The sequence below is a fragment of the Kitasatospora sp. NPDC001547 genome (genome assembly GCF_042894165.1).
Lineage (GTDB): Bacteria > Actinomycetota > Actinomycetes > Streptomycetales > Streptomycetaceae > Kitasatospora.
Map to the genome: position 1 here is coordinate 10843 of NZ_JBIAVL010000015.1, position 24699 is coordinate 35541.

The window sequence follows — 24699 nt, forward strand, 5'->3', positions numbered from 1 at the left end:
ACCCGGGCGAGCGGTAGCCGGCCGGAGCCGGGGAACGGGGCGGCGGCGCGGATGGAAGCGGAAGCGGGGGGGGGGGCCCCCGCGGGGGGGGGGGGGGCGGGGGGGGGGGGGGGGGGGGGGGCACGGGGGGGGGCCGCTCCGGGGGCTGGATGATTTTCAGACTGCCCTCCTCGTGGGTGCGACGCCGGGCAACGGTGGCAGTCTGAAAATCACCCGCAACGCCCCTCTCCGGGCCACCCCCTGCGCCGCCCCTTCCGCAGCGCGTCCCTCTCGCCGGAGGGGAGGGGAGGGGGGTGTCCTTTTCGCGGGGGTGGGTGGGGGCGTCAGGGGGTGGTGGTGTCGGCGAGGGTGCGGAAGAGGAGGGCGGTGGAGGTGGCGCCGGGGTCCTGGTGGCCGGTGCTGCGTTCGCCGAGGTAGGAGGCGCGGCCCTTGCGGGCCTGGAGGGGGGTGGTGTCGCGGGCGCCCTGTTCGGCGGCGTCGGCGGCCGCTGCGGCCGCTGCGGGGAGGTCCGCGCCGCCGGCGGCGGCGGCGCGGAAGGCGGCGACGGCGGGGGTCCAGGCGTCCACGATGGTCTTGTCGCCGGGTTCGGCCTTGCCGAGGAGGCGGACGGCGTCCAGTCCGGCGGACAGGGCCTCGGCGACGGCGGCGGGGGCGGCCGGGCCGGGGAGGGCGGCGCCGATGGCGCGGAAGGCCTTGCCGTAGAGCGGGCCGGAGGCGCCGCCGACCTTGGAGATGAGCGTGGTGCCGGTCCTGGTGAGGACGGCGCCGGGGCCGTCCGGGTGGAGGCCGTCCAGTGCGGCCACGGCGGCGGCGAAGCCGCGCCGGAGGTTGCTGCCGTGGTCGCCGTCGCCGATCGCGGAGTCCAGCTCGGTGAGCCGGGCGTGCTCCTTCTCGACGGCCGCGGCGATCGCGCGGATCCAGGCCTCGGCCAGCGGGGTGTCGAAGTCCATCGCGGTTCCTCCTCAGGCCCGCTTGAGGGCGGGGGTGTCGACCGGGGCGTCCCAGAGTTCCACCAGCTGGGCGTCGGCCTTGGTGAGGGTCAGCGAGAAGCCCGCCATGTCGAGGCTGGTGACGTAGTTGCCGACCAGGCTGCGGGCCACCGTGATGCCGCGTTCGGCGAGCCGGGCGGCGATCTCGCCGTAGACCACGTACAGCTCCAGCAGCGGGGTCCCGCCGAGGCCGTTGAGCAGGGCGATCACCTCGTCGCCCGGGGTCAGGTGGTGGTCGGTCAGGATGGTCTCGACGACCTCGGCGGCCAGTTCGCGGGCGGGGCGGAGCTTCTCGCGCCGGCGGCCGGGCTCGCCGTGGATGCCGACGCCGACCTCGATCTCGTCCTCGGGCAGGTCGAAGCCGGGCTTGCCTGCGGCCGGGACGGTGGCCGCGGTGAGCGCGACGGCGAAGGAGCGGGAGGCGGCGTTGACCCGCTCGCCCAGGGCGGCCACCTCGTCCAGCGGGGCGCCGCGCTCGGCCAGCGCGCCGGCGGTCTTCTCGACCAGCACCGTCGCGCCGGTGCCCCGGCGTCCGGCCGTCCAGGTGGAGTCCTCGACCGCGACGTCGTCGTTGACCAGGACGGTGCGGACCTCCAGGCCCTCCTCGGCGGCGAGTTCGGCGGCGAGCTCGAAGTTCATCACGTCGCCGGTGTAGTTCTTCACGACGAAGACCACGCCGGCGCCGTTCTCCACGGCCTTGGCGGCGGCCAGCATCTGGTCCGGGACGGGCGAGGTGAACACCTCGCCGGGGCAGGCGGCGTCGAGCATGCCGGGGCCGACGAAGCCGCCGTGCAGCGGCTCGTGGCCGGAGCCGCCGCCGGAGACCAGCGCGACCTTGGGAGCGGCCGGGCGGACGGCCCGGGTGATCACCCGGTTGGGGACGTCCACCGTCAGCTCCGGATGGGCGGCGGCGACACCGGCCAGTGCGTCCTCCAGGACGCTCTCCGGGGTGTTGATCAGCTTCTTCAACGCTCTTCGCTCCCTCTACGGCGGCGGACGCTGCTGACCCGACGCTACGCCAGACGGGGGTGGCGGGCACGGGGTGCGACACGCGGTGGTCCGGTCACTCTCCCGGAGCAGTCGGTTCCGGCCGTAGGGTCGGCCGCATGAGTGGGAACGTGGGCATTGTTCTGGTCTCGCACAGCGCCCGGCTCGCGGAGGGGCTGCGCGAGCTGCTCGGCGAACTCGCCTCGGACGGCGTGCGGGTGGTCGTCGCGGGCGGCACCGAGGACGGCGGGCTCGGCACCAGCTACGAGCTGATCGCCGGGGCGATCGCGCGGGCCGACGCGGGGGCGGGCGTGGTCGTGCTGCCGGACCTCGGCAGCTCGGTGCTCACCGCCGTCACGGTGCTGGAGGACGAGCCGCGCCCGGGCGTGGAGCTGGTGGACGCGCCGTTCGTGGAGGGCGCGGTGGCCGCCGCCGTCACCGCCTCGACCGGGGCCGGGCTGGCCGAGGTGGTCGCGGCGGCCGAGGACGCGCGCGGGTTCAGGAAACTCTGATCGTCCGGCGTCCGCTCACTTGGCGTCCGCGTAGCAGTCCACCACCGCCGTGCTGAGCGGGAAGCGCACCGGGGTGTCGCCGAACACCAGCCGGCGGGCTTCGTCGCCCGCCTCGGCGACGGCGGCGGCCACCTCGTCGGCGAGGTTCGCCGGGGTGTGCACGATCACCTCGTCGTGCTGGAAGAACACCAGGTGCGGACGGTCCGCCGGGCCTGCCGCCGGCAGTTCGTTCAGCCGGCGGCGCAGCGCGGCGAGCAGGGCCAGCGCCCAGTCGGCGGCGCTGGCCTGGATGACGAAGTTGCGGGTGAAGCGGCCGCGGGCCCGGGCGGTGCGGCCGCCGGCCTCGCCCGCGGTGTCGCCCTCGGTGAGGTCGAGGAAGTCGGCCGAGGCGGGCGGGCAGACCCGGCCGAGCCGGGAGGCGACCACGCCGCCGTCCTCGCCGGTGCGGGCGGCGGCCTCCACGTAGCCCATCGCGGCCGGGTAGCGGCGGTGCAGGGTGTTCAGCAGCGGGCCGATGTCGCCGCTGGTCTGCCCGTACATGGCGCCGAGCAGGCCGAGCTTGGCCTTGTCGCGGTCGCCCTGGAAGGCGTGGGCGGCGAGCGCCTCGTACAGGTCGCCGCCGGCGGCGGTGCGGGCCAGCCCGGCGTCCTGGGAGAGCGCGGCGAGCACCCGGGGCTCCAGCTGGGCGGCGTCGGCGACCACCAGCAGCCAGCCCGGGTCGGCGACCACGGCGCGGCGCAGGATTCGCGGGATCTGCAGGGCGCCGCCGCCGCGGCTGGCCCAGCGGCCGGAGACCACGCCGCCGACCACGTACTCGGGCCGGAACCGGCCGCCGCGGGCCCAGGCGTCCTGCCAGGCCCAGCCGTGCGCGACGTGGATCCGGGACAGCTCCTTGTAGCGGACCAGCAGCTGCGCGGCCGGGTGGTCGACGCCCTTGAGCTCCCAGGAGCGGGTGGAGCCGAGCTGGATGCCCGCCTCGGCGAAGGCGCGCAGCACCTGGGTGTGCGAGTCGGGGTTGAACGGCTTGGCGCCGAGGGCCTGTTGGAGGTCGACGGCGAGTTCGGCGAGGACCCTGGGCTGGGTGCCGGGGACGGTCGGGCGGGGGCCGAGCAGCTCGGTGAGCAGCCGGTCGTGGACGTCGGCCCGCCAGGGCAGGCCGTCGTGCGCCGTCTCGGCGGCCACCAGGGCCCCGGCCGACTCGGCGGCGACCAGCAGCCGGAACCGCTGCCGGGCGCCCGGGTCGGCGATGGCGGCGATCCGGCGCTGCTGTTCGGCGTGGACGGCGACCACGGCGGCCAACGGGTCGGCGCCGGGCGGCAGTTGCAGCCGGTCGGGGGCGAACAGGGTGTCCTGGCCGTCGTCCGCGTCGGCCGGGCCCGGCTCCGGCAGGTCCTCCGGGACGGGCAGGCCGCGCAGCCGGGACCAGGCGGCGCCGAGCGAACGCGGCGCGCCGAACCGGCCCTCGTGCGCCAGCAGCAGTGCCTCGACCAGCCGCAGGTCGTGGCAGCGGGCGAGCCGGTCGGGCAGGCGCGGCAGCAGCGGGGCGTACCCGGAGTCGGCGGCGGCCCAGACCCAGCGAGGACGGTCGGCGGCCTCCCGGGCGGCGACGGCGGCGGCGAGGTCCCGCACCGCCTCCGGCGGGCCGAGCGGGGCGCCCGCGTCGTCCAGCGGCTGGAGCCGGCCGCCGGGGCCGTGCGGGTCGGGCGCGAGGGCCGTCCTGGGTGCCACGGGGGCTGCTCCTCTCCGGCGCGCGGTGGGGCGTGCGGGTACGGTACGGGGCGCGGGCGGGCGCGCCGCGGCCCGTGACCGACGGGTCCGCGGGGTCGACGTTAACGGGTGGGTACGACAACGGGCGGCAGGCGGGCGGCAGGCGGCCGCGACGGAACCGGCGGGCGGGCCCGCGCCGGGCTGCAAAAGCACGTGGGCAGGGCGCAGGACACGGCGTAGGGTCGCGGAATGACCGAGAACCCGTTCTTCCAGGCCAGCCCCCTGGTCTACGAGCTCCCGCCGTTCGCCGAGATCCGCGAGGAGCACTACCTGCCCGCGTACGAGCGGGGGATGGCCGAGCAGCTGGCCGAGATCGCGGCGATCACCGCGGACCGGAGCCTGCCGACCTTCGAGAACACCCTGGTCGCCCTGGAGCGTTCCGGGGAGCTGCTGCGCCGGGTCGACGCGGTGTTCCGCAACCAGTCCGCCTCGGACACCACCGACGTGCTGGACGAGGTGGAGGCGAAGGTGAGCCCGCTGCTCGCCGCCCACCACGACGCGATCCACCTGGACCGCGCGCTGTTCGCCCGGATCGAGGCGCTGTACGAGGACCGCGCCGCGCTCGGCCTGGACCCGGAGTCACTGCGCCTGCTGGAGCGCCGCTACACCGCCTTCGTGCGCTCCGGCGCCCGGCTGGGCGCGGCCGAGCAGGCCCGGCTGCGCGAGCTGAACGCCGAACTCGCCGCGCTCGGCACCACGTTCCAGCAGAACGTGAACGCCGACAGCCGGGCCGCCGCGCTCGTCCTGGACTCCGCCGAGGAGCTGGCCGGGCTGTCCGAGGGCGCGATCGCCGGGGCGGCGGAGAACGCCCGGGTGCTCGGCCACCCGGGCAAGTACGTGCTGAGCGTGCGGAACACCTCCGCCCAGCCCGAGCTGGCCCAGCTGACCGACCGCTCGGTGCGCGAGCGGCTGCTGGCCGCCTCGCTCGGCCGGGGCGTCGAGGTCAACGGCCCGCTGGCGATCCGGATGGCCGGGCTGCGGGCCGAGCGGGCCGAGCTGCTGGGGTACCCGAGCCACGCCGCGTACGTGGTGGCCGACGAGACGGCCGGCACCGTCGAGGCGGTCTCCGCGCTGCTGTCCCGGCTGGTCGGCCCGGCCGTGGCGATGGCCCGCCGGGAGGCCGAGGAGCTGGCCCGGGAGGCCGCCGCCGACGGGATCGGGGAGATCGCCGCGCACGACTGGGCGTACTACTCGGAGAAGGTCCGGCAGAGCTCCTACCAGGTGGACGCGGCGGCGCTGCGCCCGTACTTCGAGCTGGAGCGGGTGCTGCGGGACGGCGTGTTCTTCGCCGCGAACCTGGCGTACGGGGTGACCTTCACCGAGCGGCCGGACCTGACGGCCCACCACCCGGACGCGCGGGTCTTCGAGGTGTTCGAGGAGGACGGCACCCCGCTGGGCCTGTTCATCGGCGACTTCCACGCCCGGGCGTCCAAGCGCGGCGGTGCCTGGATGGACACGCTGGTGGACCAGTCCGGGCTGACCGGGAAGCGGCCGGTGGTGCTGAACAACCTCAACATCCCGCGCCCGGCGCCCGGCGAGCCGGCGCTGATGGGCTGGGACGAGGTGCGCACGCTCTTCCACGAGTTCGGGCACGCGCTGCACGGGCTGTTCTCGGACGTGCGCTACCCGCTGTTCTCGGGCACCTCGGTGCCCCGGGACTTCGTCGAGTTCCCCTCGCAGGTCAACGAGATGTGGATGGTCCGGCCGGAGGTGCTGGCCAACTACGCCCGCCACCACGCGACCGGGGAGCCGCTGCCGGCCGGACTGGTCGAGCGGATGACGGCGGCCGAGGGCTTCGGGCAGGGCTTCCGGACGGTGGAGTACCTGGCGGCCTCGCTGCTGGACTGGGCGTGGCACACGGTGCCGCGGGGCGAGCGGATCGCGGACGCCGAGGAGTTCGAGGCGCGGGCGCTGGCCGCGGCCGGGATCGCGGTGGAGGCGATCCCGCCGCGCTACCGGACGGCGTACTTCCAGCACGTCTTCGCCAGCGGCTACAGCGCGGCGTACTACGCGTACATCTGGTCGGAGGTGCTGGACGCCGACACCGTGCGGTGGTTCGAGGAGAACGGCCTCGGCGTGCGGGAGAGCGGCGAGCTGTTCCGGCGCGAGCTGCTGGCGCGCGGGTTCAGCCAGGACCCGCTGGAGTCCTTCCGCGCGGTCGTCGGCCGGGCGCCGGAGACCGGGCCGCTGCTGGCCCGCCGGGGCCTGCTGTGACCGGCGCGCCCGGCTCTCCCGGTGCGCGCGACCGGCCCGGCGCACCCTGCGTGCCCACCGTGCTCATCGTGCGCTGAGCGAGACCGTCACGGTGGTGCCCGGGCGGGCGTGCGGGAGCCGAACGCGTACGGTTCCCGCACGCCCGCCCGTCGGCTGCTCGACCTCGACCCGGGCGCCGGCGGGGGAGACGGCCACCCGGGCGCCGCGCGGGAACGCGGCCGGGGGCAGCAGGAGTTCGCTGCCGCGGCCGGTGCCGTCGGCGCGCCAGCGCACGGTGCTGCCGCCGGGGCCGGAGCCGGTGCGGACCTCCGTGCCCGCGACGGCCACCGGGTACGGGCCGAAGGCGGGCTCGTCGCCGGGGGCGGGGCGTCCGGCCGGGTCGAGCGCGCAGTAGCCGCCGTCGCCCCGGCACCAGTACCACATCGTCCAGCCCTCGGCGAAGCCGTCCATCGCGGCGACCTGACGGCGGACCAGTTCGGTGTTGCCCGGGGTGCGGGAGTCCGGCGGGCCCCACTCGCCGACCAGCACGGGCAGGCGGTGGGCGGCCGGGTAGCCGGTGACCGCGGCGGTGTACCGCTCCACGAAGCCGCCGGCCGGGTCCCAGTCGGCGCCGCCCTCGACCGCGGTGTCGTAGAAGTGCGGCGCGTAGCCGAGCCGGGGCGCGCCGGGGCGCGGGTCGGCGAGCCCGGGCAGGTGGGTGGGCACGCCCTGGCCGACCAGCACGGTCGGCTCGACGAACAGCCAGGAGCGGGAGTCGACCCGCCGCACGGCGGCGATCAGGCGGCGGTACATGTCGGGGAGCCGGCCCTCCTCCAGGGCGGCGGAGGCGGCGGCCAGCACGGCCGGGTCGCTCGGGTCGCCGTCCACCGGGCCGAACGGCTCGTTGAACAGGTCGTAGCCCAGCAGGGAGCGGTGGCCGCGCAGTTCGCGGGCGAGCCGGGTGTAGAAGTCGGCCTGCCAGGCGCGCAGGTCCGGATCGTCGTAGAGGTGCTGGAAGGCGGCCTGGACGGCCGGCTGGAAGTAGCCGGCGAACCAGTCGTCCGGGTCCGGGGTGAACGGCAGCCCGTCGTCCCGGGTGGCCCAGACGGGGATGCCGTTGGTGCCGCCGCCGAACTTCGGCCCGTACACGTCCTGGTGGAAGTCGACCAGGACCAGCAGGCCCAGCCGGTCGGCCCGGTCGAGGAGCTGTTGCAGGCGGTGCAGCTCGGTGGGGTCGAGGCGGCCGCGTTCGGGCTCCAGCCTGGTCCAGGAGACCGGCAGCCGGACCAGGGTGAAGCCCTGGGCGGCGACGGCGTCGAGGTCGGCCGGGGTGGCCTCGGCGTACTTGTCGAGGTTGAAGCCGCGCAGCCGCAGGCGGCGGCCCTGGGCGTCGGTGAGGGCGGTGCGGCCGTCGTCGGCGGTGACGGTGCCGGTGGGGAAGCGGTCCGGTGGCCCGCCGTGGTCCGAGGCCGGGGCGTCGGGGGCGGCGGTGAGGGTGGCGGTGGCGGTGGCGGCGAGCAGCAGGGCGACGGCGGTTCGGCGCAGGCGCATCGGGGACCTCGCACGGCGGGGGGTGGGGTGGGGCCCGATGATGCCCGGACCCCCGTGCGCGGCACAAGAGTTCGGTCCGCGAACGGTCCGGCCGGCGGTCGGTCGGCGGTTCGGCGGGCAGCCGGTTCGGCCGACGTCTCGGCCGGCGGACGGCTCAGTCGGCGGACGGTTCGGGTGCCGGCGGCAGGACGGCGGTCGGGAGCTCCGCGGCGGCGGCCAGCCGGCCCCAGAGGAGGTCGGCCAGCGCCTGCACCATCCGGGTGCGCGAGCAGGGCCTGGCCTCCAGCCACCAGTCCCCGGCGGCCAGCACCATGCCGGTGATGCCCCGGCCCCAGGCCTCGGCGAGCAGCTCGCGGTCGGCGCCGAGGTCGACCTGGCTCTGCACGGCCCGGGTGATCTCCTCGGCGATCTGCCTGAGCGCGGGGGCGAGCGCGTTGCCCGCGCCGCTCGGGTCGCCCGGCTCCGGGTGGGTGAGCAGCCGGTAGACCTGGGGGCGGGCCTCGATCCCGGCGAGGTAGGTGTCCAGCACGTGCTCGACCCGGTCGCGGCGCTCCAGCGGTTCGGCGAGGGCGGCCCGGACGGCGGCCAGCAGTCCGCTGGTGTGGCGCTCGGTCAGGGCCCCGATCAGGCCGTTCCGGTCGCCGAAGTGGCGGTAGAGGATCGGCTTGGTGATGCCGGCCTCGGCGGCGATGGCGTTCATGCTGGCGCCCGGCCCCTCGCGCTGGATGACCCGGTCGGCGGCGTTGAGCAGCTGCTCGCGGCGGGGCTCTCGGGACATGCGCTGCTCCTCGGGATCGGGTTCGACGGGGCCTGCCTGGGCGTTGACACCGGTTACCAATCAGTAGCAGACTCCGACGATGTTACCCGAGGTAACACCCCGGTCGGCCGCAGGTCGGACGCCCACGTCTTGGGAGGAAAGCATCATGAGCAGCACGTTCTCGCTGGACCCGGGCGCGGACCAGCTCGCCGTACGCGACTGGCTGCACGGCTTCGCCGCCGACGTGATGCGGCCGGCCGCGGCCGAGTGGGACGAGCGCGAGGAGACCCCCTGGCCGGTCATCCAGGAGGCCGCCAAGCTCGGCATCTACTCGCTGGACTTCTACGCCCAGCAGTACTTCGACCCCTCCGGCGTCGGCATCCCGATCGCCATGGAGGAGCTCTTCTGGGGCGACGCGGGCATCGGACTGTCCATCGTGGGCACCACCCTGGCCGCCGTCGCGGTGCTGGCCAACGGCACCGACGAGCAGATCGGCACCTGGACCCCGCAGATGTTCGGCACCCCCGAGGACGTCAAGGTGGCCGCCTTCTGCTCCTCCGAGCCCGACGCCGGCTCCGACGTCTCGGCGCTGCGCACCCGGGCGGTCTACGACCGGGCCAAGGACGAGTGGGTGCTCGACGGCACCAAGACCTGGGCCACCAACGGCGGGATCGCCGCCGTCCACGTGGTGGTCGCCACCGTCGACCCGGAGCTCGGCGCCAAGGGCCAGGCGTCCTTCGTCGTACCGCCCGGCACCCCGGGGCTGAGCCAGGGCCAGAAGTTCAAGAAGCACGGCATCCGCGCCTCGCACACCGCCGAGGTGGTGCTGGACGGCGTCCGGGTGCCCGGCAGCTGCCTGCTCGGCGGCAAGGAGAAGCTGGACGAGCGGCTCGCCCGGGCCCGCGAGGGCGTCAAGCGCCCGGGCGGCCGGGGCAACGCGGCGATGGCCACCTTCGAGGCCTCCCGCCCGGCCGTCGGCGCGCAGGCGATCGGCATCGCCCGGGCCGCGTACGAGGTGGCGCTGGACTACGCCAGGACCAGGGAGCAGTTCGGTCGGCCGATCATCGACAACCAGGGCGTGGCCTTCCAGCTCGCCGACATGCGGACCCGGATCGACGCGGCCCGGCTGCTGGTGTGGCGGGCGTCCTGGATGGCGGTCAACAACCAGCCGTTCACCGCGGCCGAGGGCTCGATGTCCAAGCTGTACGCGGGGGAGACGGCCAAGTACGTGACCGCGCAGGCGATGCAGATCCTCGGCGGCAACGGCTTCACCCGGGAGTACCCGGTGGAGCGGATGCACCGGGACAGCGCCATCTACTCGATCTTCGAGGGGACCAGCGAGATCCAGCGGCTGGTGATCGCCCGGGCGATCTCGGGGATGCCGATCCGCTGACCGCTACCGGGCCAGCCAGAAGGTGAGCCCGGCGGTGAGCGCGCCCACCACCGCGCCGACGACGGTCTGCGCGGTGGTGTGGTCCCGCAGCACCACCCGGGACCACCCGATCACCGGGACCAGTGGGAGGAGCAGCAGCCAGAGCGGGCCGAGCGCGATGGCGAGGCAGACCACCGCGCCGGTGGCCACGGCGGTGTGCACGGAGACCTTCCACCAAGCGGTGATCACCAGGATCGGCACCAGTGAGGCGAACATCGCCAGCACCAGTGCGGTCAGGTCGGCCGGGGCGTCCAGTCCGATCATCACCCCGAAGCTGAGCAGCACCGAGCCCATGATCAGCGGCAGGACGGTCAGCCGGCGCTTCCGCTGGCCGACGTGACGGTCCGCCACGGTGCCCCTGCGCATGCCGTACCGGATGATCAGGGTCGGGACGACGGCGGCGAACACGACGGCGAACAGCGCCCAGCCGATGCCCGGCCGGCCGTAGCGGAGGCCGCCCAGCAGCGGGAGCAGCGCGATGATCACGTTCTTCGGCTCCAGGCCGTCGGTGATGCGGCGGGCCCAGGTCGTCCGGGGGGTGGGGGCGGGTGCGGCCGCGGTCTCGGCGGTCATCGGGGTGGGTGCTCCGGGGGGCGTGAAGGGGTGGACGGGTTTCGGGTGGACGCTCGTGCAGGGGGGCGGATGCCCGGAACCGGGGTCGCCCGGCACCGGGGGGTGCTCAGAACCGGGCGGGGCGGCCCTCCAGGAAGGCGGCCAGGCCCTCGCGGACGTCCGAGCCCTCGCGGGAGCGGAGCAGCCAGGGTGCCAGGGCCTCGTCGGCCCGCTCGGCCGGCGCGTCCAGCACGGCCTTGGCCGCGCCGATGGTGTGGGTCGAGCGGCGGGTCAGCAGCCGGGCGAAGTCGAGGGCGGCGGCGTCCAGTTCGGCGTCCGGCAGGACGCGTTCGGCCAGGCCCAGCGGCAGGGCGTCCCGGCCGGTCACCAACTCGCCGGAGAACAGCAGGTACTTGGCCCGGGCCGGGCCGACCAGCCGGGCCAGCCGTACGGTCGGCACCGCCGGGTAGACCACGCCGAGCTTGGCCGGGGTGATCCCGAGCCGGGCGTCCTCGGCGACGAACCGCAGGTCGCAGGCGACGGCCAGTTGGCAGCCGCCGCCGACGCAGGCGCCGTGCACCACGGCGAGGGTCGGGTGCGGGAAGGCGGCCAGCGCCTCCTCGGCGGCGACGTTGGTCTTGTGGTAGGCCTCCGCGCGGTCCGGATCGCCGTACACCTCGGAGAGTTCGGCGATGTCCGCGCCCGCGCTGAAGGTGTTGCCGGCGCCGGTGAGCAGCAGGACGCGCACGCCTTCGTGGCCGGCCAACTGGTCCAGCACCTCGGGCAGCGCCCGCCAGATCGCCAGGGTCACCGCGTTGCGGCGGTGCGGGCGGGCGAACTCCAGCACCGCGACGCCGTCCTCGCCGACGTACGCGTTGAGGCCCTCGGCCCGCGCGGGCAGGGCGGAGCGGTCCCGCGTGAGCAGCGGCTGGTCCATGCGCACCTCCGGTCGGTCGTGGTGCGCCAACTCTCTCAGGCGGCGCGGGTGCAGTAGTCGCCGAGTCCGTGTTCGACCAGGGTGAAGGCGCGGCGGGCCTCCTCCAGCGCGGCGGGCAGGGCGTCGGCGGCGCGCTCGCCGGCGAGCATCCGGCGGTGGTTGGCGGCGATCAGCGAGACCCGGACGGCCAGCACCTGGGCGGTGGCGACCCGGGCGGTCAGCTCGTCGTGGGCCGGGTCCTGGGCGAGCAGTTCGGCGGACAGCGCGGCGTGCGCCAGCTGGTCGAAGCCGAAGGTGGCGCGCGCGGTCAGCACCGGGGTGCGGTGGATCAGCCGGACCACGTCCAGCACCATCCCGTCGTCGTTCAGCCCGCTGGCCGGGTCGAAGCGCCCCAGGGCGGCGAGGAAGTGCTCGCGCAGCGCCGTCACCGCCGAGGTGCCCGGGGCGCGGTCGCGCACCGCCCGGGCCGGCTCGTCGAGGTGCTGCTCCATCGGGCCCATGACCAGGTCTTCCTTGGTGGGGAAGTAGTTGAAGACGGTCATCTTGGACACCTCGGCGGCGGCGGCGATCTCCGCGACCGAGACCTGGTCGAAGCCGCGCTCGGTGAAGAGCGCGATGGCGGTGCGGAAGATCCGCATGCCGGTCTGGAACTTCTTGCGCTCGCGCAGCGGGAGCGCGTCGAGGTCGACGTCGGGGCCGAAGTCCTGTGCGGGTCGCATCGCCATGGGGGGACTGTACCAGGCTCAAATGTTGACCCGGCAGAAAGATTTGCTCGGCCAAAAGATTGGTCTGGATGAAGAATTGACCCGGTCCAAAAACGCTGTCATGGTGGTGCCGTGCCCGCCGGACCGCACCGGTCCGGCCCTGACTCCACGGACCCTGGGGGGACTCGACCATGGCCACCGCCGTCGCAACCGCACCGCCCGACCCCGCCGCCGCCGCGCTGATGACACCCGCCCAGCGGAAGGTGGGCATGCTGCTCTGCCTGGTCACGATCGTGCTGGCGGTGCTCGACATGAACATCGTGTCGGCGGCCACCGTGCCGATCGTCCGGGAGCTCGACCCCGTCCACGGCGTCGACCGGCTGCCCTGGCTGGTCAGCGCGTTCGCCCTGGCCGCCACCGCGCTGCTGCCGCTGTACGGCAAGCTCTGCGACGTCCACGGCGCGAAGCGGGTGCTGCTCGGAGCCGTCGGCACCTTCCTGCTCGGCTCGGGGCTCTGCGGCGCGGCGCAGTCGATGGACCAGCTGATCGCCTTCCGGGCGGTGCAGGGGATCGGCGGCGGCGGGCTGATGAGCGTCACCATGGTGGTCATCGCCCAGCTCAAGGACCCGGCGGAGCGCGGCGCCGGCAAGGGCGGGGCGGTGGGCGGCATCGTCGCGGGCCTCGGCATGGCGGTCGGACCGCTGATCGGCGCGTTGCTCACCGACCACCTCAGCTGGCGCTGGATCTTCTACGTCAACCTGCCGCTCGGCTTGCTGGTGCTGGTCGGCGTCGCCCTGGTGGTCAAGGTCCCGTCGGTGCCCGGCCGCCGGAGCCTGGACTTCGTCGGCGCGGCCCTCGCGGCGGCCTTCGCGACCGGGCTGCTGCTGGTCACCGAGTGGGGCGGCAAGGACTACGGCTGGACGTCCCCGGTGATCCTCGGGCTGGCCGCCGCCACCCTGGCCGCGTTCGGTCTCTTCCTGTGGCGCCAGGCCACCGCGGCCGAGCCGGTGCTGCCGCTCTCGCTGTTCCGGATCCGCGCGGTGCGGCTGGGCTTCGCGGTCCAGGGCCTGGTCGGGATGGGCATGATCGGCTCGATCATGTACGTGATGCTCTACCTGCAGGTCGCCCGGGGCGTCAGTCCGACCGCGGCCAGCCTCTACCTGGTTCCGCTGGCGGCCGGGATGACCGGGGCCGGGATCCTGGTCGACCGGCTGACCGGGCGCGGCCACCCGCCCCGGACCTCCCTGGCCGTCGGCGCCGGCTGCGCGGCGCTCGCCCTCGCGCTGCTCGGCCTCAGCGGACCGGACACCGGGCTGTGGGCGGTGCTGGCCGAACTCGCCCTGCTGGGCTGCGGGCTGGGCCAGCTGATCGGCCAGTTGATCACGGTGGTGCAGGAGGCCGCGCCCCGGCACCAGCTGGGGGTGGCGACCACCGGCATCCGGTTCTTCCAGAGCCTCGGCAGCGCGCTCGGCGCGGCGCTCTTCGGCACCGTGCTGGCCCGGGCCTTCGAGGCGGGCGAGCCGGGGCGGCCGCTCGGCGCGGTCCGCACGCTGACCGGCGCGGCGCACGAGCACGCGGTGCGCAGCTTCACGGACGCGGTGGACGTGGTGTTCCTGTCGGCGGGCGGGGTGCTGGTCCTGGCGCTGCTGTGCGTGCTGCGGCTGCGGACGGCGCAGGAGGCGCCGGCGGCCTGACGGCCGGAGGCGCGGTGCTCGGAGGCGCGGTGCGGTTGCGGGGCCCGGTGGACGGGGAGTCCACCGGGCCCCGTGCCGTACGGGTTTCAGGCCTGGCTGGTCCACTCGGAGGCCAGGATGGCCCAGATCTCCTTGTCGTAGCGGACCCCGTTGTACGGGTACCACTCGCGCAGCACGCCGTCGCGGGTCATGCCGAGCCGCTCGGCGACCGCCCGGCTGCGGGCGTTGACGGAGGAGCACCACCACTCGGCGCGGTGCATGCCGCGGGTGACGAAGGCGTAGTCGAGCAGCTGCCTGACGGCGCGGGTGATCAGCCCGTGGCCCTCGCCGGCGGGCTCGGTCCAGGCGCCGATCTCGCAGACGCCGGACCGGGCGTCGAAGCTGACGAACATCACGCCGCCGACCAGCGTGCCGTCCAGCCAGATGCCGTAGATCCGCTTCTGGTCGGCGGCCAGGCCGTCGGCGTAGCGCTGGAGGGTGGCGCGGGCGGAGTCCAGGTCGACCGAGAAGGTGGCCCAGGGGATCCACGGGTCGGTGTGGGCGCGGGCGCGGTCGAGGTGGGTCAGGAACTCGGGGGCCTGCCAGGGCTCCAGCGGGCGCAGTTCGGCGTTCTCGGTGAGCGGTACGGCAAACACGGGCGGCCTTTCACGGGTGGTGCTGAGGTTGGCTGGACCATTCATAACAAACGTTTGGTATGTACGATAGCCCCCATGACACCGGCCCGTGGAGACCATGACGCCCGACGCTCGGAGGTTTCCGAGGGGGTGTGGCGGGTGCTCTCCACCCGGGGCTTCGAGGGGCTGACCCTGCGCGCGGTGGCCGCCGAACTGGGCGCGTCCACCGGGATGTTGACGCACTACTTCCCGAACAAGCGGGCGCTGCTCAGCCACGCCCTGGAGGAGCTGGACCGGCGCTCGCTGGCCCGGCCCCGGCGCACCGCTCCCGCCGACGGCAGCCCGCCGCCGGCCGGGCTGGCCCGGGTGCGGGCGTCGCTGCTGGACGTGCTGCCGCTGGACGGCGAGAGCGCGGCCGACAACCGGATCTGGGTCGGCTCCTGGGACCACGCCCTGGCCGACCCGGAGCTGGCGGCCGCGCACGCGGGCCGCTACGCGCGCTCGCGCACGGCGCTCACGGCGCACGTCGCGGAGGCCCAGCGGCTGGGGGAGCTCCCGGCGCAGGCCGACCCGGCCGCGCTGGCGGCGGGGGCGCAGGCCTTCGTGCTGGGCCTGGTGGTGCAGGCGCTGTTCGCTCCGGAGGAGTTCCCGGCACGGCGGCAGACGGAGTTGCTGGACGCCTATCTGGCCGGGCTGGCGGGCTGACCGGCGAGAGTCGGGGTGGGCCGTCGCGAGCCGGTGCGAGGTCGGCGCGAGCCGGTGCGAGGTCGGCGTGAACCGGTGTGGAGCGGCGCGAGTCGCGGTGGTCGCACCGGCCGGAATTCCGCTTGTTCCGATTGACCCCGTTTTCGGCCCCGTTTCCGCCGCGGGATGACACGGGTGGACACCGGGTCCGCGCGGCGGTCGCGCGGAGGCGGTCGGTGTACGGGATTACCGGGTGGCCCGCATCGGACACGGAAGGTGTCCGTCGGTGCGGCGGCCTGCGGGAATTGCGGGTGGTGCCCCCAGCAGGATTCGAACCTGCGACCTACCGCTTAGAAGGCGGGTGCTCTATCCGCTGAGCTATGGGGGCGGGACGGGCGGCGCCCTGGCGGGTGCGACCGTGGCCGGGATCGGGCTGGCGGGCGCCGGGGCGCGCGCTGTCCGGCCCCGTACCTGAGGGTGGGGGTGGGGGTGGTGGGCCCTCGCCCTGTCGGGGACAGGATAAGGGTGACCGGTTCCCCGGCCGGGTGTGACGACACCGCCGTTGGTGTGTCGGTTCGGTGGAGCGGTCCGATAATCGCAGGTGAAGGCCGTGAGTGCAGCGGTCTGGGAGTGTTCCGCGCCGGACGTTGTGCAGTCGTTACGGGGCTGCCTCCTCACCCGTTATGGATTCGGCACGGAGAATGTGTCGCCGACGGCGCGGGTGGGGGGCCGTAATCGCGGTTGCGCCGGTGGGGTGACGTGCGCGGACGGCTGTCGGGGCGCGTTCCGGGCGGCGTTCCCGGCGGCTTCCGGGGCGGGTTCGGCGGTGGTTCGGGGGTGCGCCGGAGGGGCGGCGAGCAGCGGGTTTGTTGTCATGGCCGCGAAAAATGAGGGCGGAAGCGGCGATGGAAGGCTGAAATTCACCCCTGCGAGTGACAAGAGTTGCACAGGCCCGAGTTATCCACAGGATTTCGGAACTCGGTGGCCCGGATTTCCTTCGGAGCGCACGCTCAAGGCGCACCGTCGATTCCGTACGGTGCACCGGTGAGAACGGAGGGTGTGCCGTGAGCGAGACGCACGTGACGGTGATCGGCAATGTGGCGACGGAGGTGAGTTACGGCGAAACCAGCGGCGGGGTGCCGATGGCCAACTTCCGGCTCGGCTGCACCGAGCGGCGGTACGACCGGCAGCGCGAGTGCTGGGTGGACGGCGAGACGCAGTGGCTGACGGTGACGGCCTGGCGGGCGCTGGCGGTCAATCTGATCGGTTCGCTCGCCAAGGGCGATCCGGTGCTGGTGAGCGGCCGGCTGCGGGTGCGCGAGTGGATGGAGGGCGAGGTGCGGCGGAGTCGGGCCGAGATCGACGCCCGATCGGTCGGACACGACCTCACCCGTGGTACCACGGCGTTCCGTTGGGCGGCCGGGGTGCGCGGCCAGCCGCCGGGCGGCGCCGGGCCGGCGGGGGCGGACGCGGGGGGAGAGGTGGTGCCGGAGTGGATCGTCAGCGCCGTGGAGGCGCGCAGGGGCTCCGCGGCGCCCTCCCCGGCGCCCCCGGCGGCGGTCACGGCGCCCGTGGTGCGGGCGCTGCCGCCGGGCGGGCGGTCGGGCGCGGGGGAGCCGGGCGAGGCGGACGGCAAGGAGCGAGGGGGTGATGCCGTGGAAGCTCCGTTCTGACCGGCCGACGACCTTCCCTGTCGACAAATATGTTGATCGAGAAGGCGGTTGTACCCGCACGTGCAATCCGACCGGATAACCGAATCCGACCCGTGACTTTCTGTCCCGCCGTCAGCTTGTGTGGGAGTTGGGAGGATTGATAACGATCCAGATACGGAATCGTCCTGATTTCGCATGGGGGTTTCGGGGCCTCCGGGGCTCAATAGGATTCGTCTGGTTCATACCCGCAGCAGCGCCACAGGGGGCATGCGCGGAACGGCAAGTCGGCGGGCCGCCCACTCGGAGCGGCCCGGCCCGGAGGGATCCCAGATGTTCCAGAGGCAGGGGCGGAGTCTGTCCCGGATAACCACTGTCATGCTCACGACCAGCTTGGCGCTGGGCGGTGGCCTGTTCGCGGCCGGTGCGGCGGCTGCGGCCGGCACCCCGAGCTCGGGCGTGACCGCGGAAGTCCAGAACGAGATGCTCGGCGAGAAGATCGACGTCGACGGCAGGACCGTCGACGGCGGGCTGTTCACCCTCAAGACGAGCGCCGGCGAGAAGCTCCGGACGTACTGCATCGACTTCGACAACCCGGTCTACCTGGACAGCAACGCCAAGTACCACGAGGCGGACTGGGCGTCGAGCTCGCTCAACAGCAACGCGAACGCCCCCAAGATCCGCTGGATCCTGGACAACTCGTACCCGCAGGCGAGCCTGGCGTCCCTGGCCGCGGCCATCCACGTCGACAACCTGAGCGAGGCGGACGCCGCCGCCGGCACCCAGGCCGCGATCTGGAAGTTCTCGGACAACAAGACCGCCACCCCGCGCAACGACAAGGCCAAGAAGCTGCGCGAGTACCTCGTCGGCGACGCCAACAAGGGCGTCGCGGCCGAGCCGAAGCCCTCGCTGACCCTCTCCCCGGACTCGGTCTCCGGGAAGTCGGGCGGCAAGCTCGGCCCGTTCCTGCTGAACTCCAGCGCCAACGAGGTCAAGCTGACCGTCACCGGCGACGCCGCGGACAAGGTCAAGCTGCTGGACAAGGACAACAAGCCGGTCAACGGCAGCCTGGCCGGCCCCATCGGCAAGGACACCCCGCTGTTCCTGGACGTGCCGGCCGGCACCCCGGACGGCAAGGCCGCCATCAACGCCACCGCCGAGGCCAGCGTGCTCGGCGGCCGGGTCTTCATGAGCGACGTGGACTCCCGCGGCCGTCACAGCCAGACCATGATCCTGGCCAGCTCCACCAAGGTGAACGTCGCGGCCGGCGCCAAGGCCACCTGGAAGCAGGGCAAGGGCGCGCTGATCGACAGCACCGCCAAGGAGGAGTGCGCCGCCGGCGGTGTGCGGGTGTCCGTCACCAACACCGGTGACGAGGCCGCCACCGTCACGGTCGGCAAGCAGCAGGTCGCCGTCCAGCCGGGCAAGACCGAGAGCGTCGTCGTCAAGGTCGAGGAGAAGACCCGCTACGACATCACCGTGTCCGGTCCGAACGGCTTCTCCAAGCAGTTCACGGGCACCCTGGACTGCAAGGTCGGCGTGACGCCGACCCCGGCCCCGACCACCCCGGCCGCGACCGGCAAGCCGTCCGGCACCCCGACCGCGACCGCGTCGAGCACCCCGAGCAACGGTGCCGGCCAGCCGGCCCCGGCGACCACCAGCGCCGCCCCGGGCACCGGTGGCCTGGCCCAGACCGGTGCCAATGACTCCACCCCGATCCTCGCCGCCGTCGCCGGTGGCCTGGTCGTGGCCGGTGGCGCCGCCGTCTTCGTCCTGCGCCGCCGCGGCCGCCACGGCCGCAGCACCGCCTGAACCGGCTGAACCGCCCGACCGGGCCGGGAGGCAGTGACCTCCCGACGCCCTGAGCGCGGCCTGGACGGCCCGGCTCCCCGCACCCGCTGCGGGGAGCCGGGCCGTCGCCCTTCCGGCACCGGGGAGGTGGGGACGGGGCCGGGCGGGCAGGGGTCGTCCCGGATACCCCCGCGGGGTCACCTGGGCGATTCGGGGCTCCGGGCCGGGTGCGGCACAATGGAAGGCTGCAAGCCGAATACTCCCGACGACGCCGGAGCGATCTCACGTGGCGGAATACATCTACACGATGCGCAAGGTGCGCAAGGCTCACGGAGACAAGGTCATCCTTGACGACGTGACGCTCAGCTTCCTCCCCGGAGCGAAGATCGGCGTCGTGGGCCCCAACGGCGCCGGTAAGTCGACCGTGCTGAAGATGATGGCCGGTCTGGAGCACCCCTCCAACGGCGACGCCTTCCTCTCGCCCGGCTTCACCGTCGGCATGCTCCTCCAGGAGCCGCCGCTGGACGAGTCCAAGACCGTCCTGGAGAACGTCGAGGACGGCGTCAAGGAGATCAAGGGGAAGCTCAACCGCTTCAACGAGATCGCCGAGCTGATGGCGACCGACTACTCGGACGCCCTGCTGGACGAGATGGGCAAGCTCCAGGAGGACCTGGACCACGCCGAGGCCTGGGACCTGGACGCCCAGCTGGAGCAGGCCATGGACGCCCTGGGCTGCCCGCCCGGCGACTGGCCGGTCACCAAGCTCTCCGGTGGCGAGAAGCGCCGCGTCGCGCTCTGCAAGCTGCTGCTGGAGGCCCCCGACCTGCTGCTGCTCGACGAGCCCACCAACCACCTGGACGCCGAGTCGGTGAACTGGCTGGAGCAGCACCTGGAGAAGTACAAGGGCACCGTCGTGGCCGTCACCCACGACCGGTACTTCCTGGACAACGTCGCCGAGTGGATCCTGGAGCTCGACCGCGGCCGCGCCTACCCGTACGAGGGCAACTACTCCACCTACCTGGAGACCAAGCAGTCGCGTCTCAAGGTCGAGGGCCAGAAGGACGCCAAGCGCGCCAAGCGGCTCAAGGAGGAGCTGGAGTGGGTCCGCTCCAACGCCAAGGGCCGCCAGGCGAAGTCCAAGGCCCGTCTGGCCCGCTACGAGGAGATGGCGGCCGAGGCGGACAAGATGCGGAAGCTGGACTTCGAGGAGATCCAGATCCCGCCGGGCCCGCGCCTGGGCAGCGTCGTCATCGAGGTCGAGAACCTCAACAAGGCCTTCGGTGAGAAGGTCCTGATCGACGACCTGAGCTTCACCCTGCCGCGCAACGGCATCGTCGGCGTCATCGGCCCGAACGGCGCCGGCAAGACCACCCTGTTCAAGATGCTCCAGGACCTGGAGACCCCGGACAGCGGCACGGTCAAGGTCGGCGAGACGGTCAAGATCAGCTACGTCGACCAGAGCCGCGCCAACATCGACCCGAAGAAGACCCTCTGGGAGGTCGTCTCCGACGGCCTGGACTGGATCAACGTCGGCCAGGTCGAGATGCCGTCCCGCGCCTACGTGTCGGCCTTCGGCTTCAAGGGCCCGGACCAGCAGAAGCCGGCCGGCGTGCTCTCCGGCGGTGAGCGCAACCGCCTGAACCTGGCGCTCACCCTCAAGCAGGGCGGCAACCTGCTGCTCCTCGACGAGCCCACCAACGACCTCGACGTCGAGACGCTCTCCTCGCTGGAGAACGCCCTGCTGGAGTTCCCCGGCTGCGCCGTGGTCATCTCCCACGACCGCTGGTTCCTGGACCGGGTGGCCACCCACATCCTCGCCTACGAGGGCGAGAGCAAGTGGTTCTGGTTCGAGGGCAACTTCGAGTCGTACGAGAAGAACAAGATCGAGCGGCTCGGCGCCGACGCCGCCCGTCCGCACCGGGCCACCTACAAGAAGCTGACCCGAGGCTGACACCCAGCCGTCACGACGGCCCGGCGGACCGCCCTGCGGGGCGGCCTGCCGGGCCGCGGCCCGTCGCCGCCGTCCGCCGCACCGGCGGTGCGCGGCGGCGGGCGACCGGACACCGAGGAGAACTCCCGTGGCTCGCCACATCTACGCCTGCCCGCTGCGCTGGTCCGACATGGACGCCTTCGGGCACGTCAACAACGTGGTCTTCCTGCGCTACCTGGAGGAGGCCCGGATCGACTTCATGTTCACCCAGGCCGCCGCGGCCGGTGCCGGGGAGTTCGCGGGCGGCTCGGTGGTGGCCCGCCACGAGATCGACTACAAGCGCCCGCTGGTGCACCGGCCCGAGCCGGTCACCATCGAGACCTGGGTGACGAAGATCGGCGGCGCCTCGCTGACCGTCTCGTACGAGATCAAGGATGTCGCCGAGGACGGTGAGGACATCGTGTACGTCCGGGCGTCCACCGTGGTCGTCCCCTACGACCTGGCCGAGGGCCGGCCGCGCCGGATCTCGCCGGTGGAGCGGGAGTTCCTCGGCCGCTTCATGGACGAAGAGCCGGTAGTCGCCACCGTCTGACCCCACCTGACGATTCGGACTGAACCGCTGTGACCATCACCGCCCGTCTCGCCCTGACCGACACCGGGGAGGCCGCCGACCTCTCCGCCTTCCTGCTGCGCCTGCTGCGCTTCGACCGGGCGGCGGCCGTCCGGCTCCAGGCGGTGGGCCCGGGCGAGGGGGACGGCGTGCTGGCGGTCTTCGGGCGGCTGCCGCTGGGCGGTTCGGGCGCGCTGGCGATCCGTACCGTGCGGTTGGACGGACTGGACGAGCCGGTGGACCTGACCGTCTCGGCGGGTCAGCTGCTGGACGGCGTGGACGCCGAGGCGGGCGCCGTCGCGCTGCCCGCGCCGGTGACCGGCCCGGCCTGGGCCGGGCTGCTGCCGCCGCGCACCGGCTGGCGGCCGGTCGGCGCCCCGCCGGTGGCCGAGGTGTACCCCGAACTCATGGCCGGGGTGCGGGAGTTCCGCGAGCGCAGCGAGGCCGTCCCGGCGCACCACCGGACCCGCGCGGTGCTGGACGCGCTGGCCGACGAGATCTGGTCCCGCCCGGTCACCGTGCTGCCCGAGCTGCCGCTGCGGGCGCCGCACGCCGCGTACGTGATCGGCTTCCTGAAGCCCGGCGCCCCGCTGACCGTGCACCGGGCGGGCGGCTGGCTGCGGTTGAGCGCCCCGGCGGGCTCGGTGGCGGTGCGCACCACGGCCGCGCCGGGCGCGGGGCTGGGGCTCAGCCCGGTCCGGTGACCCCGGGGGCCCGGCTTGGGTTCGTCCCGGGGTGGTGACCCCCAGGGGCCCGGTGGGGGCTCAGCCCGGGGTGTTGATCATCGAGGCGGCGGCGTAGGTCAGGTACTCGAGCAGCTGCTGCTCGTGCTCGGCCGGCAGCTCCAGGCTCGCCACGGCCGCCCGCATGTGGGTGAGCCAGGCGTCGTGCGCGGCCTTGTCGACCTTGAACGGCGCGTGCCGCATCCGCAGTCGCGGATGGCCGCGCCGGTCGCTGTAGGTGCGCGGGCCGCCCCAGTACTGCATCAGGAAGAGGGCCATCCGCTCCTCGGCCGGCCCGAGGTCGTCCTCGGGGTACATCGGCCGCAGCAACTCGTCCTCGGCGATGCCTTCGTAGAACCGGTGGGCCAGCCGCCGGAAGGTCGGCTCACCGCCGACCTGGTCGTAGAAGGTCTCCTCGCTCAACGTGCCTCGCCGGATCTCTCTCACCCGACCATGGTCGCAGACGCCGACGGGGTCGTACACCGGGACCAAAGGCGTACGACCCCGTCGGGACCGGACCGGCGGACGCCGGCCGAGGGCGTCGCATGGACGTCAGGGGAGGAGGGTCAGTCCTCCCAGCGGAACAGCTTCCAGGAGATGCCGGTCAGCACGGCCGCGAAGAGCAGCAGGCCGCCCATGGTCGGCACGGCGTCCATGACGCCGCCGCCGCGGGTGAGCACCGACTGGGCGGAGTCGACCAGGTAGTGCAGCGGCATGACCTTGGAGACGGCCTGCAGCCAGTCCGGGGCGCCGTCCATCGGGAAGAACGAGCCGGACAGGAACGACATCGGCAGCACGATGATCTGCGAGATGCCGTTGGCCGCCTCCTCGGTCTTGGCGACCGAACCGGCCAGCAGGCCGATCGACATGAATGCGAGCGTCGCGCAGGCCACCAGCGGGATGATCAGCCACCAGTTCCCGGTGAGCTTGAGCCCGAAGAAGCTGGTCGCGACCACCAGGAAGACGGCGGTCTGCAGGAACGCGGTCAGCAGCGAGACCAGGACCCGGGAGCTGACCACGGTTCCCGCGCTGATCGGTGCCAGCCGCAGCCGGCGCAGCACCTTGGTCTTGCGCCAGTTGACCAGCGTCAGCGCCGCGCCGAACACCGCGCCGGTGGCGACGGCCCAGCCGAGCAGGCCGGGGGTGAGGAACTGGATCGGCTTGAGCGACTTGTCCTCGACCTGCTGGGAGTCCAGCACGAAGGCCGGCTTCTGGCCGGTGGCCGCCTGGTTGGCGCTCTGGACCACCGAGTTGAGGATGCCCTGGAGCGCGCCGGCGCGGACCTGGTCGGCGGCGGTGTAGCGCAGCTCGACCTTGCCGTCCGGGCCCTGCTTGATCAGCGCGTCGTAGTCGCCCTTGCGGACCTTCTCCAGCGTGGCGGCCTCGTCGTCGGTCTTCGTGATGGTGAGGACCTTCTCCAGCCCGGCCCGGTCCTCGCCCTGGATCGAGTCGAACAGCTTCACCGCGCCGACCTGCGCCACCTTGGCGTGCGGGCTGCCGGAGCCCTTGGTCACGGCGCCGAAGAACACCAGGAACACCAGCGGGAACAGCAGGATGAAGAAGGTCGCGGTGCGGTCTCGCTTCATCCCGAGCAGCATGGCGCGGGACAGGCTCCAGAACGCGCTGACCCGCTCCCGCTCGCCGGTGGCCGGGCCGCCGCGCCGGGCGGGGGCCTGCGGCTCGGTGGGAAGGGTGGCGGTCATGCGCGGAACTCCCGTCCGGTCAGCTGGAGGAAGACGTCCTCCAGGGTGGCGCCGCGCACTTCCAGGCCGCGCAGCGCGTTCTGCTCGGCCAGGACGCTGAGCACCGGGGCCGGAAGGCGGGTGGAGACAGAGAGCGAGACGGTGTCGTCCTCCAGGGTGGCGATGTCCGCGCCGGCCGCGGTGAGCAGCTCCCGGGCCCGGTCCAGCGGGAGCTGGCCGGAGGCCACGCTGATCCGGACGGTGTCGTCGATCTCGCGGACCAGCGCCGCCGGGGCGCCGGTGTGGAGGATCTTGCCGTGGTCCATGATCGAGACCCGGTCGCAGAGCACCTCGGCCTCGTCCAGGTAGTGCGTGGTCAGCACGACCGTGCGGCCCTCGGCGTTGATGTCCCGCAGGAGGTCCCAGAGGTTGCGCCGGGACTGCGGGTCCAGACCGGTGGTGGGCTCGTCCAGGAAGACGAGCTCCGGGTCGTGGGCCAGTGCGCAGGCGATCGACAGGCGCTGGGCCTGGCCGCCGGACATCTTGTCGGTGTGGGTCTCGGCCTTCTCCGAGAGGCCGACCCGCTCCAGCATCGCGTCGGCCCGCTTGGGGCCGACCCCGTAGAACGACGCGAAGGTGCGGATGGTCTCCCGGGCCGTCAGTTTCCGGAAGAAAGCGGTCGCCTGGAACTGCACGCCGATTCGCGGCAGCAGTTTCGGATTGCGCGGCCAGGGCTCCATGCCCAGCAGCTGGATCCGGCCCTCGTCAGGCTTCCGAACGCCTTCCAGGATCTCCATCGTGGTGGTCTTCCCGGCCCCGTTGGGGCCCAGGATCCCGTAGAACTCGCCGGCCTCGACGGTGAAGGACACCCCGTCGACAGCCTGCACATCCCCGTACCGCTGGCGGATGCCGTCAGCGGATATAGCAGCAGTCATGTGCCCT

General features: G+C 73.5%; 22 protein-coding genes and 1 tRNA gene. 10 read left to right on the plus strand and 13 right to left on the minus strand.

Features of this window, described 5'->3' with window-relative positions:
- Positions 1-323: 323 nt before the first annotated feature.
- Both dhaL and dhaK read right to left on the minus strand, forming a co-directional pair.
- Positions 324-950 carry a dihydroxyacetone kinase subunit DhaL gene (dhaL, locus tag ACFY0X_RS25375; protein ID WP_387757803.1) on the minus strand — a complete coding sequence of 209 codons (627 nt, stop codon included), beginning with the start codon at positions 948-950 and terminating at the stop codon, positions 324-326.
- A 12-nt stretch (positions 951-962) separates the two neighbouring features.
- Positions 963-1958: a dihydroxyacetone kinase subunit DhaK gene (dhaK, locus tag ACFY0X_RS25380; protein WP_387757805.1), complete on the minus strand. Its 996-nt coding sequence runs from the start codon at positions 1956-1958 to the stop codon at positions 963-965.
- A gap of 137 nt (positions 1959-2095) precedes the next feature.
- On the opposite strand from dhaK, the gene dhaM reads away from it, so the two are divergent.
- Positions 2096-2488 carry a dihydroxyacetone kinase phosphoryl donor subunit DhaM gene (gene dhaM / locus ACFY0X_RS25385; RefSeq protein ID WP_387757806.1) on the plus strand — a complete coding sequence of 131 codons (393 nt, stop codon included), beginning with the start codon at positions 2096-2098 and terminating at the stop codon, positions 2486-2488.
- Between the two features lie 15 nt (positions 2489-2503).
- Here dhaM and ACFY0X_RS25390 read toward each other — a convergent pair whose 3' ends face one another.
- The gene (locus ACFY0X_RS25390; protein ID WP_387757808.1) at positions 2504-4216 is read right to left on the minus strand and encodes a bifunctional 3'-5' exonuclease/DNA polymerase; all 1713 of its coding nucleotides are present in this window, start codon (positions 4214-4216) and stop codon (positions 2504-2506) included.
- Between the two features lie 228 nt (positions 4217-4444).
- Between ACFY0X_RS25390 and ACFY0X_RS25395 the strand changes: the two genes are divergently transcribed.
- Complete coding sequence (locus tag ACFY0X_RS25395) at positions 4445-6469, plus strand: M3 family metallopeptidase (protein WP_387757809.1); 2025 nt, start codon at positions 4445-4447, stop codon at positions 6467-6469.
- A gap of 63 nt (positions 6470-6532) precedes the next feature.
- On the opposite strand, the gene ACFY0X_RS25400 is transcribed toward ACFY0X_RS25395, so the two are convergent.
- Together ACFY0X_RS25400 and ACFY0X_RS25405 are read right to left on the minus strand one after the other, a co-directional pair.
- Positions 6533-7999 carry a cellulase family glycosylhydrolase gene (locus ACFY0X_RS25400; RefSeq protein WP_387757811.1) on the minus strand — a complete coding sequence of 489 codons (1467 nt, stop codon included), beginning with the start codon at positions 7997-7999 and terminating at the stop codon, positions 6533-6535.
- 154 nt (positions 8000-8153) lie between these two features.
- Positions 8154-8777 (minus strand): TetR family transcriptional regulator, encoded by a 624-nt coding sequence (locus ACFY0X_RS25405; RefSeq protein WP_387757812.1) that lies wholly within the window; start codon positions 8775-8777, stop codon positions 8154-8156.
- A 145-nt stretch (positions 8778-8922) separates the two neighbouring features.
- Here ACFY0X_RS25405 and ACFY0X_RS25410 point away from each other — a divergent pair, with 145 nt between their 5' ends.
- Entirely contained in the window at positions 8923-10149 is a 1227-nt protein-coding gene (locus ACFY0X_RS25410; protein ID WP_387757813.1) for an acyl-CoA dehydrogenase family protein, read from the plus strand.
- 3 nt (positions 10150-10152) lie between these two features.
- On the opposite strand, the gene ACFY0X_RS25415 is transcribed toward ACFY0X_RS25410, so the two are convergent.
- From ACFY0X_RS25415 to ACFY0X_RS25425, 3 genes are all read right to left on the minus strand, one after another.
- Entirely contained in the window at positions 10153-10761 is a 609-nt protein-coding gene (locus ACFY0X_RS25415; RefSeq protein WP_387757815.1) for a phosphatase PAP2 family protein, read from the minus strand.
- 106 nt (positions 10762-10867) lie between these two features.
- On the minus strand, positions 10868-11677 hold the full coding sequence (locus ACFY0X_RS25420) for an enoyl-CoA hydratase/isomerase family protein (protein WP_387757817.1): 810 nt from the start codon (positions 11675-11677) through the stop codon (positions 10868-10870).
- 35 nt (positions 11678-11712) lie between these two features.
- Positions 11713-12402, minus strand: a complete 690-nt coding sequence (locus ACFY0X_RS25425) for a TetR family transcriptional regulator (RefSeq protein WP_387757819.1) — start codon at positions 12400-12402, stop codon at positions 11713-11715.
- A 170-nt stretch (positions 12403-12572) separates the two neighbouring features.
- Between ACFY0X_RS25425 and ACFY0X_RS25430 the strand changes: the two genes are divergently transcribed.
- The gene (locus ACFY0X_RS25430; protein WP_387757821.1) at positions 12573-14075 is read left to right on the plus strand and encodes an MFS transporter; all 1503 of its coding nucleotides are present in this window, start codon (positions 12573-12575) and stop codon (positions 14073-14075) included.
- 86 nt (positions 14076-14161) lie between these two features.
- Here ACFY0X_RS25430 and ACFY0X_RS25435 read toward each other — a convergent pair whose 3' ends face one another.
- Positions 14162-14710, minus strand: a complete 549-nt coding sequence (locus ACFY0X_RS25435) for a GNAT family N-acetyltransferase (RefSeq protein WP_387757824.1) — start codon at positions 14708-14710, stop codon at positions 14162-14164.
- A 75-nt stretch (positions 14711-14785) separates the two neighbouring features.
- On the opposite strand from ACFY0X_RS25435, the gene ACFY0X_RS25440 reads away from it, so the two are divergent.
- A complete protein-coding gene (locus ACFY0X_RS25440; protein ID WP_387757825.1) occupies positions 14786-15394 on the plus strand; it encodes a TetR/AcrR family transcriptional regulator in 609 nt (202 codons plus the stop codon).
- 291 nt (positions 15395-15685) lie between these two features.
- On the opposite strand, the gene ACFY0X_RS25445 is transcribed toward ACFY0X_RS25440, so the two are convergent.
- A tRNA-Arg gene (locus ACFY0X_RS25445) sits at positions 15686-15761 on the minus strand.
- A 676-nt stretch (positions 15762-16437) separates the two neighbouring features.
- Between ACFY0X_RS25445 and ACFY0X_RS25450 the strand changes: the two genes are divergently transcribed.
- From ACFY0X_RS25450 to ACFY0X_RS25470, 5 genes are all read left to right on the plus strand, one after another.
- Positions 16438-17046 (plus strand): single-stranded DNA-binding protein, encoded by a 609-nt coding sequence (locus tag ACFY0X_RS25450; protein WP_387757827.1) that lies wholly within the window; start codon positions 16438-16440, stop codon positions 17044-17046.
- A 354-nt stretch (positions 17047-17400) separates the two neighbouring features.
- A complete protein-coding gene (locus tag ACFY0X_RS25455) occupies positions 17401-18834 on the plus strand; it encodes a Cys-Gln thioester bond-forming surface protein (protein ID WP_387757829.1) in 1434 nt (477 codons plus the stop codon).
- A 265-nt stretch (positions 18835-19099) separates the two neighbouring features.
- Positions 19100-20764 carry an energy-dependent translational throttle protein EttA gene (gene ettA / locus ACFY0X_RS25460; RefSeq protein ID WP_387757831.1) on the plus strand — a complete coding sequence of 555 codons (1665 nt, stop codon included), beginning with the start codon at positions 19100-19102 and terminating at the stop codon, positions 20762-20764.
- A 127-nt stretch (positions 20765-20891) separates the two neighbouring features.
- A complete protein-coding gene (locus tag ACFY0X_RS25465; protein WP_387757833.1) occupies positions 20892-21335 on the plus strand; it encodes an acyl-CoA thioesterase in 444 nt (147 codons plus the stop codon).
- A gap of 29 nt (positions 21336-21364) precedes the next feature.
- Positions 21365-22057: a hypothetical protein gene (locus ACFY0X_RS25470; protein ID WP_387757834.1), complete on the plus strand. Its 693-nt coding sequence runs from the start codon at positions 21365-21367 to the stop codon at positions 22055-22057.
- Between the two features lie 60 nt (positions 22058-22117).
- Here ACFY0X_RS25470 and ACFY0X_RS25475 read toward each other — a convergent pair whose 3' ends face one another.
- The 3 genes from ACFY0X_RS25475 to ACFY0X_RS25485 all read right to left on the minus strand — a co-directional run bounded on the left by ACFY0X_RS25475 (position 22118) and on the right by ACFY0X_RS25485 (position 24692).
- On the minus strand, positions 22118-22522 hold the full coding sequence (locus tag ACFY0X_RS25475; protein ID WP_387757836.1) for a globin: 405 nt from the start codon (positions 22520-22522) through the stop codon (positions 22118-22120).
- Positions 22523-22641: 119 nt separating this feature from the next.
- On the minus strand, positions 22642-23778 hold the full coding sequence (locus ACFY0X_RS25480) for an ABC transporter permease (protein WP_387757837.1): 1137 nt from the start codon (positions 23776-23778) through the stop codon (positions 22642-22644).
- Positions 23775-24692: an ABC transporter ATP-binding protein gene (locus ACFY0X_RS25485; protein ID WP_387757838.1), complete on the minus strand. Its 918-nt coding sequence runs from the start codon at positions 24690-24692 to the stop codon at positions 23775-23777. The genes ACFY0X_RS25480 and ACFY0X_RS25485 overlap by 4 nt, the downstream gene beginning before the upstream one ends.
- Positions 24693-24699: the final 7 nt, after the last annotated feature.

Bases quoted from the DNA above. Each gene is read 5' to 3' on its own strand.
- dhaL (WP_387757803.1), bottom strand. From the start codon at position 950: ATGGACTTCGACACCCCGCTGGCCGAGGCCTGGATCCGCGCGATCGCC.
- ACFY0X_RS25480 (WP_387757837.1), bottom strand. From the start codon at position 23,778: ATGACCGCCACCCTTCCCACCGAGCCGCAGGCCCCCGCCCGGCGCGGC.
- ACFY0X_RS25455 (WP_387757829.1), top strand. From the start codon at position 17,401: ATGCTCACGACCAGCTTGGCGCTGGGCGGTGGCCTGTTCGCGGCCGGT.
- ACFY0X_RS25430 (WP_387757821.1), top strand. From the start codon at position 12,573: ATGGCCACCGCCGTCGCAACCGCACCGCCCGACCCCGCCGCCGCCGCG.
- ACFY0X_RS25415 (WP_387757815.1), bottom strand. From the start codon at position 10,761: ATGACCGCCGAGACCGCGGCCGCACCCGCCCCCACCCCCCGGACGACC.
- ACFY0X_RS25425 (WP_387757819.1), bottom strand. From the start codon at position 12,402: ATGGCGATGCGACCCGCACAGGACTTCGGCCCCGACGTCGACCTCGAC.
- ACFY0X_RS25405 (WP_387757812.1), bottom strand. From the start codon at position 8,777: ATGTCCCGAGAGCCCCGCCGCGAGCAGCTGCTCAACGCCGCCGACCGG.
- ACFY0X_RS25420 (WP_387757817.1), bottom strand. From the start codon at position 11,677: ATGGACCAGCCGCTGCTCACGCGGGACCGCTCCGCCCTGCCCGCGCGG.
- ACFY0X_RS25395 (WP_387757809.1), top strand. From the start codon at position 4,445: ATGACCGAGAACCCGTTCTTCCAGGCCAGCCCCCTGGTCTACGAGCTC.
- ACFY0X_RS25485 (WP_387757838.1), bottom strand. From the start codon at position 24,692: ATGACTGCTGCTATATCCGCTGACGGCATCCGCCAGCGGTACGGGGAT.
- ACFY0X_RS25440 (WP_387757825.1), top strand. From the start codon at position 14,786: ATGACACCGGCCCGTGGAGACCATGACGCCCGACGCTCGGAGGTTTCC.
- ACFY0X_RS25400 (WP_387757811.1), bottom strand. From the start codon at position 7,999: ATGCGCCTGCGCCGAACCGCCGTCGCCCTGCTGCTCGCCGCCACCGCC.
- ACFY0X_RS25410 (WP_387757813.1), top strand. From the start codon at position 8,923: ATGAGCAGCACGTTCTCGCTGGACCCGGGCGCGGACCAGCTCGCCGTA.
- dhaM (WP_387757806.1), top strand. From the start codon at position 2,096: ATGAGTGGGAACGTGGGCATTGTTCTGGTCTCGCACAGCGCCCGGCTC.